Annotated in this window: 17 protein-coding genes; 14 read left to right on the forward strand and 3 right to left on the reverse strand. The window is 70.0% G+C overall.

Features of this window, described 5'->3' with window-relative positions:
* Window positions 1-449: 449 nt before the first annotated feature.
* Both ACWD04_RS32625 and ACWD04_RS32630 read left to right on the forward strand, forming a co-directional pair.
* Window positions 450-1,196 (forward strand): phosphotransferase family protein, encoded by a 747-nt coding sequence (locus tag ACWD04_RS32625; protein WP_451137356.1) that lies wholly within the window; start codon window positions 450-452, stop codon window positions 1,194-1,196.
* Window positions 1,197-1,838: 642 nt separating this feature from the next.
* Window positions 1,839-2,396, forward strand: coding sequence for a DUF3291 domain-containing protein (locus ACWD04_RS32630; RefSeq protein ID WP_451137357.1), 558 nt, complete (start codon window positions 1,839-1,841; stop codon window positions 2,394-2,396).
* A 27-nt stretch (window positions 2,397-2,423) separates the two neighbouring features.
* On the opposite strand, the gene ACWD04_RS32635 is transcribed toward ACWD04_RS32630, so the two are convergent.
* Window positions 2,424-3,053 carry a class I SAM-dependent methyltransferase gene (locus ACWD04_RS32635; protein ID WP_451137358.1) on the reverse strand — a complete coding sequence of 210 codons (630 nt, stop codon included), beginning with the start codon at window positions 3,051-3,053 and terminating at the stop codon, window positions 2,424-2,426.
* Between the two features lie 483 nt (window positions 3,054-3,536).
* On the opposite strand from ACWD04_RS32635, the gene ACWD04_RS32640 reads away from it, so the two are divergent.
* The 7 genes from ACWD04_RS32640 (at window position 3,537) to ACWD04_RS32670 (ending at window position 14,278) form a co-directional block, all read left to right on the forward strand.
* Window positions 3,537-6,086, forward strand: a complete 2,550-nt coding sequence (locus ACWD04_RS32640) for a polysaccharide lyase family 8 super-sandwich domain-containing protein (RefSeq protein WP_451137359.1) — start codon at window positions 3,537-3,539, stop codon at window positions 6,084-6,086.
* A 972-nt stretch (window positions 6,087-7,058) separates the two neighbouring features.
* The gene (locus ACWD04_RS32645) at window positions 7,059-7,367 is read left to right on the forward strand and encodes a hypothetical protein (RefSeq protein ID WP_015610155.1); all 309 of its coding nucleotides are present in this window, start codon (window positions 7,059-7,061) and stop codon (window positions 7,365-7,367) included.
* Window positions 7,368-7,557: 190 nt separating this feature from the next.
* Complete coding sequence (locus ACWD04_RS32650; protein ID WP_451137360.1) at window positions 7,558-8,424, forward strand: hypothetical protein; 867 nt, start codon at window positions 7,558-7,560, stop codon at window positions 8,422-8,424.
* Entirely contained in the window at window positions 8,414-9,742 is a 1,329-nt protein-coding gene (locus ACWD04_RS32655) for a hypothetical protein (protein WP_451137361.1), read from the forward strand. Before ACWD04_RS32650 ends, ACWD04_RS32655 begins: the two co-directional genes overlap by 11 nt.
* Window positions 9,739-11,289, forward strand: coding sequence for an SCO6880 family protein (locus ACWD04_RS32660; RefSeq protein ID WP_451137362.1), 1,551 nt, complete (start codon window positions 9,739-9,741; stop codon window positions 11,287-11,289). The genes ACWD04_RS32655 and ACWD04_RS32660 overlap by 4 nt, the downstream gene beginning before the upstream one ends.
* Window positions 11,290-11,307: 18 nt before the next feature.
* Window positions 11,308-12,726 carry an ATP-binding protein gene (locus ACWD04_RS32665; protein ID WP_451137363.1) on the forward strand — a complete coding sequence of 473 codons (1,419 nt, stop codon included), beginning with the start codon at window positions 11,308-11,310 and terminating at the stop codon, window positions 12,724-12,726.
* Between the two features lies 1 nt (window position 12,727).
* Window positions 12,728-14,278, forward strand: coding sequence for a type VI secretion protein (locus tag ACWD04_RS32670; protein ID WP_451137364.1), 1,551 nt, complete (start codon window positions 12,728-12,730; stop codon window positions 14,276-14,278).
* 30 nt (window positions 14,279-14,308) lie between these two features.
* On the opposite strand, the gene ACWD04_RS32675 is transcribed toward ACWD04_RS32670, so the two are convergent.
* Both ACWD04_RS32675 and ACWD04_RS32680 read right to left on the reverse strand, forming a co-directional pair.
* Entirely contained in the window at window positions 14,309-14,857 is a 549-nt protein-coding gene (locus ACWD04_RS32675) for a GNAT family N-acetyltransferase (protein WP_451137365.1), read from the reverse strand.
* Window positions 14,858-14,910: 53 nt separating this feature from the next.
* Entirely contained in the window at window positions 14,911-15,210 is a 300-nt protein-coding gene (locus ACWD04_RS32680; RefSeq protein WP_451137366.1) for an FAD-dependent monooxygenase, read from the reverse strand.
* Window positions 15,211-15,524: 314 nt separating this feature from the next.
* Between ACWD04_RS32680 and ACWD04_RS32685 the strand changes: the two genes are divergently transcribed.
* From ACWD04_RS32685 to ACWD04_RS32705, 5 genes are all read left to right on the forward strand, one after another.
* On the forward strand, window positions 15,525-15,866 hold the full coding sequence (locus ACWD04_RS32685) for a hypothetical protein (protein ID WP_451137367.1): 342 nt from the start codon (window positions 15,525-15,527) through the stop codon (window positions 15,864-15,866).
* Window positions 15,867-15,963: 97 nt separating this feature from the next.
* A complete protein-coding gene (locus tag ACWD04_RS32690; RefSeq protein ID WP_451137368.1) occupies window positions 15,964-16,890 on the forward strand; it encodes an ATP-binding cassette domain-containing protein in 927 nt (308 codons plus the stop codon).
* Window positions 16,887-17,675: an ABC transporter permease gene (locus tag ACWD04_RS32695; RefSeq protein WP_451137369.1), complete on the forward strand. Its 789-nt coding sequence runs from the start codon at window positions 16,887-16,889 to the stop codon at window positions 17,673-17,675. The genes ACWD04_RS32690 and ACWD04_RS32695 overlap by 4 nt, the downstream gene beginning before the upstream one ends.
* 53 nt (window positions 17,676-17,728) lie before the next feature.
* Window positions 17,729-18,991, forward strand: coding sequence for a sensor histidine kinase (locus ACWD04_RS32700; protein WP_451137370.1), 1,263 nt, complete (start codon window positions 17,729-17,731; stop codon window positions 18,989-18,991).
* Window positions 18,988-19,656, forward strand: a complete 669-nt coding sequence (locus tag ACWD04_RS32705; protein ID WP_451137371.1) for a response regulator — start codon at window positions 18,988-18,990, stop codon at window positions 19,654-19,656. The genes ACWD04_RS32700 and ACWD04_RS32705 overlap by 4 nt, the downstream gene beginning before the upstream one ends.
* The last annotated feature ends 147 nt before the right edge of the window (window positions 19,657-19,803 follow it).

Genomic DNA, 19,803 nt, shown 5'->3' on the forward strand with positions numbered 1-19,803 from the left:
GCCGGGTCTCCACCATGTCCGAACACCGAAAACGCGTCAGCCACCAGGCAGTTCCCCCTCAACGACACCTCATCGCCCCAACCGAAACGGCGAGGTTAAGGCCGAACGGGGCAGCGTCCCGCCGCCGTCCGACAGTTCCCCCCGCTCGGCGCGCTCCAGCAGATCCGCCCAGAGTGCTGGCACGTCCGAACCGTGCAGGGCACAACTCTCGGTCCGTTCACACCACGCCACGAACTCGTCGCGTCGAGCATCGTCCCCGTGCGCGCCGCCCGGTATCCGGCAAGACCTTGGAGTACCCCCTAAGGACTCCTGACAAAAGTGGTTCGCCTGATTTGGTCAGCGGCCGGTGTCGTACACGAGGCCGCCGGGTAGCGGGATGCGGTCAGCCGCGTGATCGCACGTGAGAAAGCCGGCGACGTCGGCGATCACCCCCGGGATACTGGTCGCCCATGGATGAGGTCAAAGTCGTCGTCGCCCATTCCGAGCGCGTGACCCTGCGCGTCGGCGATGTGTTTCTGAAGGTGGACGCCGATCAGGCGCGCATCGACGTCGAGGTCGAGACGATGTCCCTCGCGCCGGTCCCCACCCCGGAGGTCCTGTGGCGCAAGCCGCCCGTGCTCGCGATCGCCGCACTCCCAGGGACGACGCTAGGACGCCTCGGCGGGCCGTCGACCGGGTCTCCGACGGCATGGGCCGCGGCGGGTGCCGCCATCCGGATGTTGCACGATGCGCCGCTGCCGCCCCGGCCGGGCCAGGCCGGCCGGAGCAACACCGCGCTGGTGGCGGAACTCGACGACGAGTGCGAGCGGCTCGTGACGAACGGCGTCCTGCCCGCGGATCTGGTCACCCGCAACCGCCAGGTGGCCGAGGCCGCCCTCCGGCCGTGGACTCCGGCGTTCACGCACGGCGACCTGCAGATCGCGCACGTCTTCGTCGACAGCGACGAGGTCACGGGCATCATCGACTGGTCCGAGGCGGGCCAGGGTGATGCCCTGTACGACCTCGCCACTTTCACGCTCGGACACGAGGAGCACCTCGACGACGTCATCGCCGGCTACGGCACCGACGTCGACCTCGACGTGATCCACGCGTGGTGGTCGTTGCGAAGCCTGCTGGCGGTCCGCTGGCTGATCGAGCACGGCTTTGACCCCTTCGCACCGGGCTGTGAGGTCGACGTGCTGAGATCCCGCATGTGAGGCTGCACCGGCCCGACTGCTGCGAGTGCGTTCTGACGTATCAAGCAGGCCATCTCCTGGGAGGCATCACCTGCCCCGACTCCCGACAAAGCGCCGTGCGGAGTCGTCGCCGGCAGATGATGGCGCAGCCGAGGATGACCGGCCGCAGCGGCTCAGTACGCGCCCACAACTCGTCGTCGATCTCCCACGGCGTGGCAGTGAACCTCCTCGTCTCGACTGGCCCGCACCCCCCTTCAGCCAGCAGCAACGGCAACTGACGCTCCGTCGTTCCCTCGCCTGCCACCGCACGCGTTCGGCGGCACTCGGAGCTGTCGGACAGAGGTGCGGGCGGGTATGGCGGGCGAACCGATCGGCCGAAGTGGATCACTGATACCCCGCAGCCTGCCCTGCCCGTCACCGCCCCAACTCTTTCGTAAACGAGCAATGCGGGAGGCCACTTGGACAGGAAAAACGCAATATCGACGTGATCCGCAGAGGCGGCTACCTTCATCTGGTCTTCGGTGGTCGCCCACGGTCGCACAGGGGTCCTTCAGGCTGGGCCAGCCGCGACGGGATGAGTTGGTCACGCCCCGCGAACCCTCGCCTCCATGCGTAAGCCACCGAACCGGGTCCACGCCAGGCAGACCGACCAGGGAGAGACGCATGCCCCATCTTGCGCTGTACACATTCGGCGTCCTGAAGTCACCTCTCGCCGATCCCGCGCCTCTCACGCGCGAGTTCTACGACATTGGTGAGGCCGTTCACCAGAAGATCAGTCAGCACCCCGGGTACCTCACTCGTGCTCAAGCGGCAGACGGTGACCGGGGCGCGCTCTTCGAGGCGGACTGGGGTGCATGGGGAGAGTTCGCCGTACCGACTTGGTACGGCAAGGGCCATACGGCGGAGACCGCCGCCCTGGCCACGACCCTCTCACTCTGGACCGACCTGCGCCCCGCCTTCGACGCCATCTACACCGGTCTGCACCGTGAGGCGCTGAACAGGCGTTACGACTGGTTCGAGCGGACAGGACACGCGAACTACGTGTTCTGGTGGGTCTCCGACGGCGTGATACCCACCTGGCAGGACGGGGTTTCCAGGCTGGAACACCTCCACCACCACGGCGCCGCACCGCACGCCTTCACCTTTCACCACTCGTTCGCCCCGGAGGGAACTCCGACAAGGATCAAAGGCATCGGACCGAAGGGCGACCAGGGCCGCTGACACAAGGACCCGGACACAGCACGCGCCCTACGGCCGGCGGGCCAGCACGTGGGTGTCGAGGAAGCCCCGCTCGGAGGCCGGGTCGTGGAGCAGCCGGGCGAACGGGGTGAGCCCCGCCCCGGCGAGCAGCTCGGTGAACCGGTCCACCGGCCAGCTGTATGCGGTCGCCACCTTGTGGTCGAAGCGGACCGGCTCGGGCCCGTCGGTCCCGAAGAACGAGGTCATGAGCAGGCCGCCCGGCACCAGGACCCGGACCTGCTCAGCGAGCAGCGCGGGCAGTTCCCCGGGCGGAGTGTGAATCATCGAGTAGTGGGCCAGCACACCGCCGAGCGCGCCGTCCTCGACCGGCAGGGCCTCCATCCGCGCCTCGTCGAACCGCAGCGCCGGATGAGCCTGCCGGGCGTGGCCGATCATGCCCGGGGAGAGGTCGAGCCCGAAGGCGTCCAGCCCCAGGTCGTGCAGCATGGCCGTCAGGTGCCCGGGCCCGCACCCGACATCGGCTGTCCGTAAATTCCCCGTCCCGCGCACCAGCTCGGCGAAGGTGCCGATCATGGACCGCGCGAACGGCTGTGTTTCCAGCCGGTCGGCGAACATCGACGCGTAGAGCTCGACGACCCCGTCGTAGGCCGTCCTGGTTTCGTCCTGGTGTCCCGCCATGGAGAGGAAGCTAACAAAGAACGAAGGGGCGGGAGGCCGGCCTCCCCACATCCGGTGGGAGGCCTGCACGATCACCGGGGGTCTGCCTGCCGGACGGTCTGTCCATCGTGCCGAACGCCAGGGGGACAGGAGGGGCAGGCATCTCCCCGGGACAGCTGCATCACCACTCCGCCCCCGGCAGTCGATGCTCTCCTTCGCCATGGATTACGCCTCCGCGCAGACCGCGTCGTGCGTCGGCCGGCGTCTCGAGGAGCACGGCGACCGGCCCCACCCGCGCGATGTGCTCCGCCTGATGCTCACGGAGATACTGCCTCCGCATGCCGACGCTCGTACGACCAGCCGGATGAGCGCCGCCTGCATCCACGTCGTGGAAGCGCTGCGCGCACCGACAACGGGCCCGGCCGTTGACACCGGTGAGATGCCGTTGCTTGGCTGGGCGGCAGGGGAAACACACGCTTACGGGCCGGACTTTGGAGCGTACTGGTGGAGCTCTCGCGTCGTTCCGCACTGTCCGTGATCCCCGCCGCCACTCTCTGGGCGCTGTCCCGGACCCTGCGGGCCGAGACGGCGCCGGAGCTCGGTCATGCCGCCAGAAATCCGGCCGCCCTCCTCACCAACACCGTCGCGGTCTTCGCCGGCACCGCCGAGTCCCACGTACGCCCCGAGGTGGCGCCCAAGCTCGCCTCCCTGCGGGCGACGGCGCGCGCCCGGCTCGCTGCCATGGACGGAGCCGGGCAGGGCGAGCTCTTCGCGGGCGTACCCCTCGGCACCAGCGACCCCAACCTGAGCACGTCGTACCAGTACCTCTACGAGATCGCTCTCGCCACCTGCCTCCCCGGAGCCGGTGGCACGGACGACACCACAGCGGTCCGGCGACGCGTCCTCGACGGTCTGCTCCGCCTCCACGACGGCTGGTTCGGCGACCAGTCGACGGGTTACTACGGCAACTGGTTCCACTGGGAGATCGGCATCCCGGCCTACGTGACCAGGACCCTGGTCCTGCTCAGGGACGAGGCCGCAGCGTACCGGCCGGAGCTGGCAGCCACGTACATCGCCTCCATGGACGCGTATCTCCGCAACGGCAAGGACGGCGACGTCGATCTCGACTCCCGCTTCCACACCGGCGCCAATCTCGCCGACATCACGACGAACCGGATCCTGCAAGGTGCCCTGCTCGGCGACGAGGTCCGCATCACCAAAGCCCTCGCCGACCAGCTGACGGTCTTCTCGGCCATCGACCCCTACCAGCCGCGCCACGGGGTCACCGACGGCTTCTACGCCGACGGATCGTTCGTCCAGCACTCCTCCGTCGCCTACACCGGCTCCTACGGCAAGGGACTGCTCACCCGGATCGTCCAGACCATCAAGATCCTTGACGGCACCGGCTACATCTCCGACGAAAGCCTGGTCGGCGTCGTACAGGGCTGGATCGCCGACGGCTTCGCCCCGTTGATCTTCGAGGGCTGGATGATGGAGATCGTCAAGGGGCGCGCGGTCTCACGGACCGGCACGGGTTACGCGGACGTCACCGCCGTCGTGGAGGCCGTCGTCGACCTCTCCGCGTACACGGCCGCCAGCGAGACCGAGGCGCTCGAGGGCTACGTGAAATACGTCCGCCAGACCTCGAAGGCGAGCCTCGAGACCACGTCCTTCGTCTCCCCGGTCAGCATCGCCCGCTACTTCGACATCCTGAACGCACCCACGCCCGCCAGGGATCTCTTACCCACCGCATCCCACGCCGCGTTCAACGCGATGGACCGCACCGTTCACCGCCGCCCCGGCTACGCCTTCGCCCTCGCCCGCAGCTCCGACCGCATCAGCACGTACGAGTACATGAGCGGCGAGAACCTGATGCCCTGGTTCCAGGGTGACGGCGCCCACTACCTCTATCTCTCCGGGGCGGACCAGCGGCAGGCGTTCGGCGTCGACTACTTCACCGCAGTCGAGCCCCACCGCCTCGCCGGCGTCACCGCCCCCGTCGAGACGCGGCGCAGCGTCCCCGAGCTCTACGGCACCCTCTGGTACGACAACCCGGAGCGCTGCTTCACCTCGTCCTCCGAGTCGCAGAACACGTACGTCTACTTCCCTCGCGGCACCCAGTCGTTCTCCGGCGGCGCCCGCCTCGGCCCCTACGGCGTAGCCGGTCTCGTACAGTCCGACGACGCCGCGTACGCCGCCCAGCAGGCAGGCACACTGCCCGAGGACTTCGTCGCCTACCGCGCGGCGGGTGCCACCAGGTCCTGGTTCATGTTCGACGACGAGATCGTCGTACTCTCCGCGGGTGTGACCGGCCTGGCCGGCCGCGCGGCGACCACCACGGTCGACAGCCGTATCGCCGCCCCCTCCTCCCCCGTCGACCTCACCGGCGGCCTCCGCGACGGATCACCCTGGCAGCGGACCGGGTCCGCCCCGCCGGCCTGGCTGCGGTACGCCGACGAGGAGCAGGGCACCGCCGTCGGTTACGTCTTCCTGTCCGGCCCGCCGCCGGCCGTCGCCCTCGACACGGTCACGCGCAGCCGGCGTCTCGTACGTCTCGCCAACGCGGACACAGCGGTGACCAAGCAGGTCTTCATCCTGTCCTACGAGCAGGCCGCCGGGGAGCGGCCCGCCTCCATGGCGCACGCCCTCGTGCCGAACGCCTCCGCACGGCAGTTGACCTGCTACGCCCAAGGCGGCCCGCTCTCCGTGCTGTCCAACACGGCCCGCCTGCAGGCCGCGGCCCACACCGGCCTGGGCATCACCGCCGCCAACGCCTTCACCCCGGGGACCCACCGGGCGGGGCGCCTCTCGATCGACGGCCCGGCGTCGGTCATGCTGCGCCGGACTGCGGGCGGTGCGTACACCGTCGCGGTGTCCGACCCCACGACCACGCGACGCACCGTATCGGTCACCCTCCACGGCCGGCCTCTGCGGCGCCTCTCGGCAGACGCCGGAATCCACGTGCGCCGCGTCCCCGGCGGTACCCGCATCGACGTCCCGACCCACCACGCCTACGGCCGCAGCTTCACGGCGATGCTGGCCGAGGGGCCCTGACGAGGACCGCCCGCACCCTCTGCGGTGTGATCGTCTGACTGAACGGCACCTTCGGGGCGGGAAAGCCCACCACCATGCGTGTGCCACGCCCGGATCCCCGAATCCCGGCTCTTCGACGCCTGGAATGTCGGCGAGATGCTCCGGCACGTGCTCGGCGCACCACCCCGCGGCTTCCTCCTCCATACGGACACGCACGGGACGCGGGCCAGCTGGTGTGGCTGGAGAGCGGTACCCCTATGTGGCGTACAGAACTGTCCGGCGGGGCGCACCTCCAAGACATCCCGCGGCTGGTACGTGAACCTGGGGCACCGGACCCACCGCGGCGAGGACACCGACGTGGCCGACCACGAGCTGGACATCGCTGTGGCGGCGGACCGCAGCCGGCGATGGAAGGACGAGCGGTCGTTCGCCGAAAAGACCGGTCACCCCGCGTACCGGTCAGCGGGGGGAGGCGACGGCTATCCGCGCCGAGGGGAAACGCGCGGCCCGTCTCGCCGAGTCGGGGGCATTCCCGTTCGACGGCTCCTGGTGCGACTTCAAGCCACCGCCCCACTGGACCGCCCCGCTCCGAGGCCCGGCGCCCGCACGCACCGTGCTCCGGCCATCGACGGCGCGAGGTCTTCCCCGCGTGGCACCTGTTGACGCGTCGGGGAGCAGCCACCGGCGCGTACACGGCTCTCGAACAGCGCGTACGAATCCTCCGCTTCCTGTGAACGCACCAACCGCACCCGTGACCCATCGCCACCGTCATTGCTAGCCGTCACACCCCGTGATACACAGAGTAACCATGCATATGCGGGCAGATTTCGATACGAGCCGCAGGTCAGGGCGGCTTCTCCGGTCAAACGTGCGAGATCCGGGTAAAGAGACCCGGGAAGGCGTCGTGCGATGCCGGTTTCATCAGCGAAGATAGAGACAGACCCGTGTCGCACGGCGCGGGCTGCGAACTACCCAACAGGGGCGGTGACTTACATGATCCTGGCAGCGGAAAAGGGCGACATCACCACCATCATCGGCGGAATCGCCCCGAACTGGGGGCCGTTCGGGACTCTGGGCAACGAGGCGCGCATCATGATCGAGGTGGTGATGGCGATCGCCATCCTGCTCTGCCTCGGCATCGCGATCTGGGGTGCGGCGAAACAGCGCATCGGCGCGACGGCGCTGCGCGACACCTTCAGCGCGGAACAAGGCAAGGGCCTGATCGTGGCAGGACTGACCGGCGTCTTCATCATCGGATCACTGGGCACACTGTTCACCATTGTGTACGGGATGGCTGTCTGATCGCAGTCAGCCCGCCGGCCTGCCCGGGCCCGTCCCAGCTCCCCGCCCGCCCCCCACCGTCCGTTCGTCGTGCCCACCGGCAGAGGTTGCGTCCCCTGATGTCGAGTCACCACACCGCGCACACGCGGAAACCAGCAGCGCTACCGTCGCCTCACGCGGAACTGCACACGGCTGAGGGGGCGGACGCGGCATGAGCCAGGGTGATGAGCGCGGCTACGGCGGCAACGAGCCGGGGGGCCGCACGGAGGACGCGTACAGCACCCTCGGCGGGACGCGCCAGACGCGCACGCGTCTGCCCGGCGGTGACGACGGCGACGGCTACGGCCGCCGGCCCGCCCGGAACACCCGCTCGCTGATCATGGTGGTGGGCGTGGTGGTCCTGCTGATCGCGGCGATCGCTTTCGCGAACCAGGGCGGGGGCGGCACCTCCAGCGGCGGCGGCGAGAAGAAGCCGGACGCGGCAGGGGCCGGCCCCACGGCCGCGACGGGCACGAAGCCTGTCGAGGGCAAGATCGGCACGATCGCCTCCGGTTTCGCACATGACGAGCAGGGGGCGCAGAGCGCGGCCGCGAATTACGCGGTGGCGCTGGGGTCAGTGGACATGTTCGACAAGATGAAGCGTGACGGAATCCTGCAGGCCACCCATGACCCTGCCGTCGTAGCGTCTCTCCAAGCCGACATGGCCAAGGCTTACTCCGCCGACTTCCTCGCGAACGTCGGGCTGAACGAGGACGGCAGCACACCCAACGGACTGACGTTCGTCTCCAGAACCATTCCGGTGGGGACAAAGGTCACGGCACAGGGCCCGGACACCGCGAGCGTGGAGGTCTGGTGCACGGGGCTCGTCGGCATGGCAGGGCAGGGCTCCACCAAGCCCGTCACTGCCACCTGGTTCACCATCACCGAGAAGCTCAAGTGGGTCGGTGACGACTGGAAGATCGAGTCGTCGAGCCAGGCAGAGGGACCGACACCCGTCAACGGCGACAACCGGGCCTCGACTGCGGACGACATCGCCAGTGCGGTTGAGGGATACGGAGGCTTCACCTATGCGCGATGACCGCCCATACCGCGCGCTCTCGCTCGCCGGGATCCTGGGGAGCCTGCCAGCAGCAGTAATCGCCTTGGCGCCCGGTGCCTACGCTGCGCCCACGCCGACACCGACTCCGGCGCCGAGTACCAGCAACAACCCCTGCGACCTCATCGTCGGGCTCGCCAAGGACTACTGCGAGGACGGCGAAGCGGGCGGAGCCGGCGGCGCCGCCCGCAACGCTCGCCCCACCACCACAGACGCCCTGGACCCCCTCAGCTCCCTCGCCCGCGGCTGCGCCGACGCCGCCGCCTACCTCGTCGGCAAGCTCAGCGAGGCCGTGGAAAGCACGGCGACCGTCGACTTCACCAACTCCACCTTCCGCACCCAGTACGCCGTCGTCTTCGCCGCGTCCACCATCCTCACCCTGGTCCTGTGGCTCTTCGCCGTGGCCAAGCGAGCCATCCGGGGCGTGCCGTTCACCACCGCGATCTCCGAGGCCATCGGCTTCCTCTGGCTCACGGTCCTGGCCTCGGCCTTCACCCCGCTCATCCTGTACGTGGTCGTCTCCGCCACCGACGGAGTCACCGAGATCATCTCCGCCGCGACAGGCGGGCAGACCGATGTCTTCTTCGGGTCGTTCGCCGAGGCGCTCAAGAAGGGCACCGATATCGGCGGCGGGCCGATCATGCTGATCGTCGTCTCGCTCGTGTCGATCCTGGCCGCCGGCATCCTGTGGCTGGAGCTCGTGATCCGGGCCGCCCTGCTCTACGTAGGCGCCCTGCTGGGTGTCGTCGTGTACTCCGGACTCGTCGACAAGAACATGTGGGGCCACGTCCGCCGCTGGGCAGGCATCATGATCGCGGTGATCATGGTGAAGCCTGTCATCGTCATCGTGCTCGGGCTCGCCGGGGCGCTCTCCGCCGAAGACGGCCCCAACGCCTTCTCGGCCGTCGTCTCCGGCCTCGCCATCATCCTGCTGGCCATCTTCGCCTCCGCCATGATCTACCGCTTCGTCCCCGGTTTCGGCGACGAGATCCAGGGCGCCCGTACCAACCGCAAGCAGGCCACCGACGGCTCCCAGGCCGCCGCGATGATCAGCTCGCCCGCCGCTCTCGTCTCCCAGGGGATCAAGACCCACAGCGGCCGCAACGGCGGCGGTGAAGGCGGAGGCGGAGGCGCCCGGCCCGCCAACCCGGTCAGCGGCGGTGTCGCCGCCCACAGCTCCCGTACCCCGTCGGGCGGCAGCGGGGCCGGGCCCACCTCCGGCACCCCCCACGGCAGCCGCTCCCCACGAGGCGGTTCAGGCAGCACAGGTAACACGAACACAGGAGGTGGAGGACGTTGACCACCCCGTCCCACACGATCGCGCCCCGTCGTACGTACCTCATCGGCCGCGCCCGGCCGAACGCGATCGTCGGCAAGAACCGTGAGACAGGCGAGATCGCGCTGATCATCGCCGGGGCGTTCCTCGGCATGATGAGCGGGCTCCTCGTCCCGGTCCTCTCCCTGCGGATCGTGACGCTCGTGGGCTTCCCCCTTCTGGCCCTCGCCGTCGTGTACTTCCCCTACAAGGGCCGCACCTTCTACAAATGGTTCGAGATCAACCGCAGCTTCAAACGCACCCTGCGCCGCGGCACGGCCTACCGATCCGCCGCCATCGAGGCCGGGGTCAGCGCCGACGGGCGCGAGGTGGAGATCGGGCCGCCGCCCGGCATCGGCCGGATCAGCTGGCTCGCCGCGCCGTTCGGCCCCGACGAGATCGCCGTACTGCTGCACGCCGACCGGCGTACGGTCACCGCTGCCATCGAGATCGAGGGCCCCGGGGTGGGCCTCCGCGACAGCGAGGACCAGGAGGCCCTGGTCGACCGCTTCGGCACCCTGCTCAAGCACGTGGCGAACGGCGACGGCTTCGTGACCCGGCTTCAGATGCTGGCCCGCACGCTGCCCGCCGACCCCGACGCGCACGCCAAGGACGTCGCCCAGCGCGGTGACAGGACCTCGCCCGGCTGGCTCCAGGAGTCCTACGACCAGCTGCAGTCGATGGTCTCCACCTCCAGTGAGCAACACCGCGCCTACCTCGTCGCCTGCATGCACTACAGCCGCGACCTGGCCGCCGAGGCCAACGCCATGGCCCGCGCCATCCGCCCCCAGGGCGGCCGCAGGATCGACCGCGACGCGGGTCTCGCCGTCGTCATGGCCCGCGAACTGACGGACATCTGCGCCCGGCTCGCCGAGGCCGACATCCGGGTCCGGCAGCCGCTGGGCCAGAGCCGGCTGGCCTCACTCGTGCACTCGATGTACGACCCGGACCACCCCATCGACCACATCCAGGCGATGACGAAGCGCAACGCCTGGCCGGCCGAGCTGGACGCCGTCGAGCCGACGTTCCTGCAGGCCAAGACCCGTGAGTCGACGACGCGCGCCCCGTGGTGCCACTCGACGGCCTGGGTGAAGGAATGGCCGATGACGCCCGTCGGCGTCAACTTCCTGGCCCCCCTCCTCGTCCACACGCCCGACGTCATCCGTACGGTCGCCGTCACCATGGACCTCGAACCCACCGAAGTCGCCATCGAGCGGATGCTGACGGAGAAGACCAACGACGACGCCGAGGCGAGCCGCCAGGCCAAGATGAACCGCACGGTAGACCCCCGCGACATCGCCGCCCACGGCCGGCTCGACCAGCGGGGTGAAGATCTGGCGAGCGGTGCGGCCGGGGTGAATCTCGTGGGGTACATCACCGTGTCGTCCCGGTCTCCCGAAGCCCTCGCCCGTGACAAGCGGACGATCCGGGCCTCGGCCGGCAAGTCGTATCTGAAGCTGGAGTGGTGCGACCGTGAGCACCACCGCGCCTTTGTGAACACCTTGCCGTTCGCCACCGGAATCCGTCGCTAACGAGAGGGCAGTCACGCCATGCGAGATCCGCTGTCCGCCTTGTCGGATGCCTTCACCGGCTTCCTCTTCGGGAACGTGGAGACGACCCGGCTGCCGGTGCGTACGTCGACGGGCCAGGCCCAGGCCGTCTACCTGCCGACCGCCGCACCCGGCCTCGGCGACTCCGGCGTGATCATCGGGCGTGAGGTGTATTCGGGCAAGGGCTACATCTACGACCCGTTCCAGCTGTACGGCCAGCAGCTCCCCGCCCCGCACTGGCTGGTGCTCGGCGAGTCCGGCAACGGCAAGTCGGCGCTGGAGAAGACCTACGTGCTCCGCCAGCTCCGCTTCCGTGACCGCCAGGTCGTCGTCCTGGACGCCCAGGGCGAGGACGGCGTCGGCGAGTGGAACCTCATCGCACAGGAGCTGGGCATCACGCCCATCCGGCTCGACCCGACCGCCGCACTGAACGACGGGATCCGGCTGAACCCCCTCGACCCGACGATCACCACGACCGGGCAGCTCGCCCTGCTCCGTACGATCATCGAGGTCGCCATGGGCCACGGCCTCGACGAGCGGTCCGGCTTCGCGCTCAAGGTCGCCCACGCGTACGTCACCGGCACCATCCTCGACCGCCAGCCGGTCCTGATGGACATCGTGGAGCAGCTGCGCCACCCGAAGCCGGAGTCCGCCGAAGCGATGAACGTGGACATAGACGACGTACGGGCCTGGGGGCTGGACGTCGCCCTCGTATTGGACCGGCTCGTCGACGGTGACCTGCGCGGCATGTTCGACGGCCCGACCACGATCGGCATCGACCTCGACGCCCCGCTGATCGTCTTCGACCTCTCGCACATCGACCGGAACTCCATCGCGATGCCGATCCTCATGGCGATCGTCGGCGTGTGGCTGGAGCACACCTGGATCAGGCCCGACCGGAAGAAACGCATTTTCCTGGTCGAGGAGGCCTGGCACATCATCAACTCGCCCTTCGTGGCGCAGCTCTTCCAGCGTCTGCTGAAGTTCGGACGGCGTCTCGGGCTGTCCTTCGTGGCGGTCGTCCACCACCTCAGCGACGTCGTCGACGGAGCAGCGGCGAAGGAAGCGGCGGCCATCCTGAAGATGGCCTCCACCCGCACGATCTACGCCCAGAAGGCCGACGAGGCCAGAGCGACGGGCAAGGTCATCGGTCTGCCCAGGTGGGCGGTCGAGATCATCCCGACGCTGACCCCGGGCATCGCCGTGTGGGACGTCAACGGCAACGTGCAGGTCGTCAAGCACCTGATCACCGAGGCGGAACGCCCCCTGGTGTTCACCGACCGCGCGATGACCGAGGGCTCCGCGATGGACCTGCTCCCCGAGGACGTACGGGCCGCGGAGCTGGAGGCGGAGCAGCGGGCGGCGCGGATCGAGAACCAGCAGCGGCTGAACGAGTCGTCCGAGTCAACGGTGGCATGACATGGCACGCCAGTCACCATCCGGCCCGGGGCGCGGCGGCGAGGGCCAGGGCGGCATCCCGGACGGCCTGCTGCTCGGCCTGCTGGCCTTCCTCTTCGGGCTGACGGTCCTGGCGTGGACGGCCACGGGCCTGGCCGGACTGTTCGCCCACGGGGGCTGGCCGGACAACATCACGTTCACGCGGACGCCGCTGGCCCTGCGCGCACTGGCCGTCGAACCGACGAACCTGCCGGGTGCCTGGCCGGACACCCCACCGGGCGACCTCTCCGGATACGGGCTGTTCTGGGGCCTGTTCATCGGCGAGGTGATGGTGCTCCTGGTCCTGACGGTGTTCGCGGTAGGTGTGGTGACGCGCTGGCGGATGGTACGGAAGCAGAAGCGCGCGGCCCCCGCCGAAGCGCCCCCGACACCGACGCCCGTTCCGACACCGACGTCCGTTCCGGCGACGGCGCCTGCGCAGGCCGAGGCGCGAGTCCAGGTGCAGGCACCCGCCGAAACCACTCCGGCCCCGGCGCCCGCCCCGGCGCCCGCCCCGGCGCCCGTCGACGCAGCCCCGGCCCCCACCGCGCCCCTCACCGCGTACGCGCGGGAGGCCGCCCCGCTGGTCCCCCCGCCCCGCACCCCACACGTCCTCTACGGCGCCGCCGCCACTCGCCGCCCCGCTGTCGTCCAGGCCATCCGGGACGCGGACGGCCCCGCCCTCGTCGTCACCTCGGACCCCACCGTCTGGGACGAGACGAAGGACGCCCGCAGCAAGCTCGGCCCCGTCCTCGTCTACGACCCGGGTCACCTCTGCGACACCCCCGCCCGCCTCCACTGGGCGCCCACCGCCGGCTGCGAGGACCCCGCCACCGCGGCCTCCCGGGCGGCCGCCCTCCTCACCCCGGTCCGCCCCCTGGCCAGGATCGACGCGGCCGTCGCCGACACCGCCCAGACCCTCCTCCAGTGCTGGCTGCACGCCGCCGCCGTGGACGGCCGCCCCTTTCGCCAGGTCCACCGCTGGGCCTCCGGCGCCGGCGGCCACGAACCGGTGCGTCTGCTCCGCACCCACCCCAAGGCGGCGTCCGGGCTCGCCGGGCTCCTGGAGTCCGCGCTCACCGCCTACCCCGAACGCCGCGAGGTGGCACAGGAACTGACCGTACGGACCTTCGCGGCCCTCTCGTCGGTCCATATCCGTGAGGCGTGCACACCCGATCGAGCCGATGCGCTCGTACTGGATTCTTTTGCACGCGAGGGGGGAACGCTGTATGTGGTCGGTGAACCCATCGAGGATCCCCGCCACCACCCCGGTGCGATGCCCCTGCTCACCGCACTCGCCTCGCACGTGGTCGAGCACGGCCGCCGCATGGCCGTACGGTCAACCGACGGTCGGCTCGACCCACCAATGACGCTCGTCCTCGACGACGTCGCGGCCGTGGCTCCCCTTCCCCAGCTTCCGGAGCTGCTGTCGGCCGGCCAGGACCAGGGGATGCGCACCCTGGTCCTGCTCCGCTCCGAGGAACAGGCCCGCGCCCGCTGGCGGGAACGCCTTCCGGCACCCGAACCGAGCTGACCGCGCTGATCGAGGGACCGGAACCGCCGTCTAACGACGGATCTCGAACTCCAGCTCCAGAGCCGTCGGATCCCCTTCCATCGGCAGCGTCCCGCCGGTCGGGACGAAGCCGATCCGCCGGTAGGAGGCCGCAGCCCGCGTGTTGGCCTCGTGGACGTAGAGCCGCACCCGCTCCAGCGGCGGCCCGGTCAGCGACCAGGACCAGTCGAGCGCCTCGCGGAACAACGAGTCCACCACCCCGCGCCCCCGGTGCCCGGGCCGCACGAACACCCCCACCAGATGGGCCTGATCGACCTCGGCCGCCTCCCCGAAACCCGGTTCGCCCCCCGGCCGCTCGACGAGCACCGTCACCGTTCCCGCCCACTGTCCGTCGGGCGCCTCAGCGATGAACTGACGGCTGTGCTCCCCCACGGCACCACCCGCCGTCCGCTCCTGCCAGAACACATCGGGCCTGCCCAGCGCGTGCTCATACGTGTCCAGGAAGGCGATCGAGGCCACCGGGTCCCGCAGCGCCGCCAGCCGGATCTCCCTGGCCCGTCGCCATTCCTCTGCCCGCACGGCACGAACGACATAGTCCATCCGCCGATCGTGCCCTGCCGCCCCGACTGCGGCAAACGAGATACACCAGGCTGTCAGCCGTCCAGCGACATGGCGTTCTTGGCGTGGTCGACCGAGGCCTCGGTGGCGGGCCCTCCGGGGTTCTCGGTCGCCAGCGGCTGGTTCAGGGCGACGAAGGAACGCATCCGCTCCTCGTAACGGGCGTAGCCGGCCGTGTGGTCGCCGGGCGCCTGGGCCAGGCAGTCTGCCAGCACATGGGCACCTACGAGCGCCAGGCTGGTGCCCTGCCCCGAGAGCGGCGAAGGGCAGTAGCCGGCGTCACCGAGCAGGGCCACCCGCCCCTGCGACCAGCGGTCCATCCGGATCTGCGCCATGGCATCGCAGTAGAGGTCGAAAGGCGTGCCGCGCTGCCTCGGCCAGACGCGCCCCCTCCCACCGCAGCGACGCGAGCCTCCACGTCCATGTCGCCCTACCGGTATGTGACCGGCAAGGACGACCTCATCCTGCTCATGGCCGATGCCGCGTTCGGCGAGAAGTCCTACCCCGCCGCAGCTCCGGACGGCTGGCGTGCCCGCCTCGAACTGGGTGCGCGGACGCTGTGGGTTCTGCACCGACGCCACCCCTGGCTCGCCCAGCTATCCTCCCTCACCCGCCCCTTGCTCCTCCCCAACCTGATGGTCCACGGCGAATGGTCGCTGAACGCCCTCGACGGGCACGGCCTGGACACCACGCACTGTTCGACATCCACGTACTGCTCTTCAGCCATGTCCAGGGGCTGGCCATCCACCTGGAAAGGGAGGCACAGGCGGCGGCGACCACCGGCCAGTCCGAGGACCAGTGGGTGGACAGCCGCGCCCACACGCTCCAGGGCCTGGTCGAATCCGGCCGCTTCCCGGCCTTCGCGACCGTGGTCCGTTCCCTCGAGGACGGCTACGACCTCCGCCTCGGCACACTCTCCGAGCTCGGCCTCAAGGCCTTCCTCGACGGCCTGACCCCCGTCATCGAGGGCGGGAGCCGGCCCCACTCGTAACGGCCCGCACCACCGTCGTACCCCGGTACTACGGCGCCCCGCACATCCAGCCCGCGGTCGGACGACCGCCACGAACGCGCTCCGTAGCGTCGACGACATGATCAGGGCATACGAACTCACCAAACGGTACGGGGACACCACCGTCGTCCACGGCCTCGACTTCACCATCCGGCCGGGCACCGTCACCGGCTTCCTCGGCCCCAACGGAGCCGGGAAGTCGACCACCATGCGCATGCTGCTCGGCCTGGACGCCCCCACCGGCGGCCGGTCCACCATCGGAGGCCGCGACTACACCACCCACCCCGCACCGCTCACCGAGGTCGGGGCCCTCCTGGAAGCCCGCTCGGTCCATCCGGGGCGTACCGCCTTCAGCCACCTCATGGCCCTCGCCCACACCCACGGCATCCCCCGCAGCCGCGTCGAGCACGTCCTGGACCTGGCCGGCCTCACCGGAGCCGCCCACAGGAGGATCAGGGGCTTCTCGCTCGGCATGGGACAGCGCCTCGGCATCGCCGCCGCGCTCCTCGGCGACCCTGCGACCCTCATCCTGGACGAGCCCGTCAACGGGCTGGACCCCGAAGGCGTCCTCTGGATCCGCACCCTGCTCACGTCTCTCGCGGCAGAGGGCCGGACCGTCCTGGTCTCCTCCCACCTCATGAGCGAAATGACGCTCACCGCCGACCACCTCGTCATCATCGGCCGCGGACGGCTCCTCGCCGACACCACCGTCGGCGACCTGATCCGCACCGCGGGCGGCGCCTCGGTCAAGGTCGTCACCCCGCAGGCCGACGCGCTGCGCACCCTGCTGACCGGCCCCGGGGTACGCATCAGCACCGGCGCCGCCGACGAGCTCACCGTGCACGGCGTCGACGCCGCCGACATCGGCCGCACCGCCGCCGTTCACGCCATCCCGCTCCACGAACTCACGCCGCGGACCGTGTCCCTGGAACAGGCCTTCATGAACCTCACCCAGAACGCCGTCGAGTACCGGACCGCCGCACCCCTGACGGGAGCCCACGCATGACCATCGCCACCGCGCCCTCCCCGTACCGCGTCACCCCACGCCGTGTCCTGCGCTCCGAATGGCACAAACTCTGGTCCCTGCGCTCGACCTGGATCACCCTCGTGTCGGCGGCGGCACTGACCCTCGGCGTCGGGCTCCTCATGGGCGCCACCTACACCTCGGGCGGCGGCGACGCCGACATCGACACCGTCGTCCTCGTCCTCTACGGCAGCCAGCTCGGCCAGATGTGCCTCGCGGTCCTCGGCATCCTCGTCACCGCCGGCGAGTACTCCACCGGGATGATCCGCGCCTCACTCACCGTCGTACCGCGCCGACTCCCCGTCCTGTGGGCCAAGGCGGGGGTGTTCACCGTCGCCGCCTTCAGCTCGATGATCGCCACCGCGCTGATCACCTTCCTCGCCGCGCAACTGTTGCTGCACGACACCGACCAGGCGGCCGGGCTCACCGATCCGGGCGTTCTCGGCGCGATCGCCGGCAACGCGGCCGGCATCACCCTGCTCAGCCTCACCGCCCTCGGCCTCGGCGCCACCCTGCGCTCCGTGCCCGGCAGCATCGGGGCGTACCTCGGAGGTGTCCTGATCCTGCCCGAGGTGCTCGGCATGCTTCCGTACGATGCCGTGGACACCGCCCTGAAGTACTTCCCGACCCAGGCCGCCGGGGTACTCGGCTCGGCCACCCCGCTCCCGGACGCCGCAGCTACCGGACCGGCGCTGCTGGCCCTGTGCCTGTGGGCGGGCGCGTCGCTGGGCGCGGGCGCGGTACTTCTGCGCCGCAGGGACGCCTAACGGGACGGCACGGCGAGAGGCGAGCGGTGACGGACGGACTGAGGACGAACAGGGTGAGCGACGAGGAGGACCCGAATCCCGGGCATCTGACCACCGGCACCGCACCCCTGACCCTGTACGTCCAGGACCTCATGCAACGGCTCCGGTCCTTCGACCGCCGCCGGCCGATGGTGTGGGACCTCTCGGTCACCGGCTTCTGGGTCGTCGTCGCGGTGCTCGACTACAGCACCGGCGGCTGGCGCACGGTCGCCCGCAACGCGGATACTCCGGAGCCTCTGGTCCTGCTGATGAGCCTGTGCTTCTCCGTGCCACTCCTGTGGCGCCGCCGCCGGCCGATGGCCGTGCTCGTCCTGATGGCACCGGTCTCCCTGCTCAACATCTGCACGGGCGCCGTCGTCCAGGCCGCCATGCTCCAGCTGATCCCCGCCTACACGATCGCCGTGCGGCTGCCTCTCAAGTCGCTGGCCCTGTCAGGTGTGGTGATGTGCCTGCCTGCCGCCGCCGGATCGATCTCCGGCACCGCGGACTGGCAACTCGTGTCCTACCTGTGGGCATTCGCCTTCGTCGCCCTGCTCGCGATCGCGGTCCGCACCCGCCAGGAGTACACCGAGGCCCTTGTCGAACGCGCCCACCGGCTCGAGCGCGAGCGTGACCAGCAGGCCCAGCTCGCAGCAGCCGCCGAACGCACCCGTATTGCCCGGGAGATGCACGACATCATCGGCCACAACCTCTCCGTCATCACCGGCCTGGCCGACGGTGGGGCCTACGCCGCGGCCAAGAGCCCTGAACGCGCGGCCCAGGCCCTCGAAGCCATCGGCGCCACGAGCCGCCAGGCCCTGGCAGAACTACGGCGCGTACTCGGCGTACTGCGCGAGCCGGCACCGGCCGCCGAGCTTGCGCCCCAGCCGTCCCTCGCGGACCTCGACGCCCTGCTGGCAGGCGTACGGGAGGCGGGGCTGCCCGTCCGGCTGACGATCAACGGCAGTCCCCCGCCCTCCCCCGCCTCACCCGGCCGTCAGCTCGCCGTCTACCGCGTGGTCCAGGAATCCCTCACCAACACCCTCAAGCACGCGGGGCCCGAGGCCAACGCCGAGGTCACCCTCACCTACACGCCTACCCGCTTGGAGGTGCTGGCCATGGATTCGGGCGGAGGCGGTACGCGGGGCCTGGGGGCCGAGGGCACCGGCAACGGGCGGGGCATCAGCGGAATGCGTGAGCGGGCCTCGCTCTACAACGGCACACTCGAATCGGGCCGGCTTCCCACAGGCGGCTGGCAGACTCGACTTCGCCTTCCCCTGGAGGACGCACCCCCGTGACCACGGTACTCATCGCCGATGACCAAGCCATGCAGCGCTTCGGTTTCCGCATGCTGCTGGAGAGCCAGGACGACATGACAGTCGTCGGTGAAGCCGCCAACGGCACTGAGGCGGTGAACCTCGTCGCCCACCACCACCCGGACGTCGCGCTGATGGACATCCGGATGCCGGGACTCGACGGCATCGAGGCCACACGCCGCATCATCACGTCCGGCGCCCGCACCCGGGTCCTCATCGTGACGACCTTCGACCTCGACGAGTACGCCTACGACGGCCTGCGGGCCGGTGCCAGCGGCTTCCTCGTCAAGGACGCGCTGCCGGAAGAACTCCTGTCCGGCATCCGCGCGGTCGCGAGCGGCGACGCCGTCGTCGCCCCGAGCCTCACCCGCCGGCTCCTGGACGCCTACGTGCACCATCTGCCGGCCGCACCGGGCGACACCCTCGGTACAGGAGACGCACGCGTCGCCTCGCTGACCGAGCGGGAAAGGGAAATACTCACGGTCATCGGACAGGGATGGACGAACAGCGAGATCGCCGCGCGTCTCCACCTCGCCGAATCGACGGTGAAGACTCACGTCACCCGCATCCTCGCCAAAACTGGGTCCAGGGACCGCGTCCAGGCGGTCATTCTCGCCTACGACACCCGCCTGGTGAACCCGCGCTGACGAACGTCCCCTCGGGAGCGAGCGCCTGGCCGTCGACGTACTCCGTGACGACCTGTGAACGCAGAAAAGCCCCGTGCCACAAGGGCACGGGGCTTTCCCGGAATAATTGTTCGGCGGCGTCCTACTCTCCCACAGGGTCCCCCCTGC

The sequence above is a fragment of the Streptomyces sp. NPDC002911 genome, assembly GCF_053591835.1.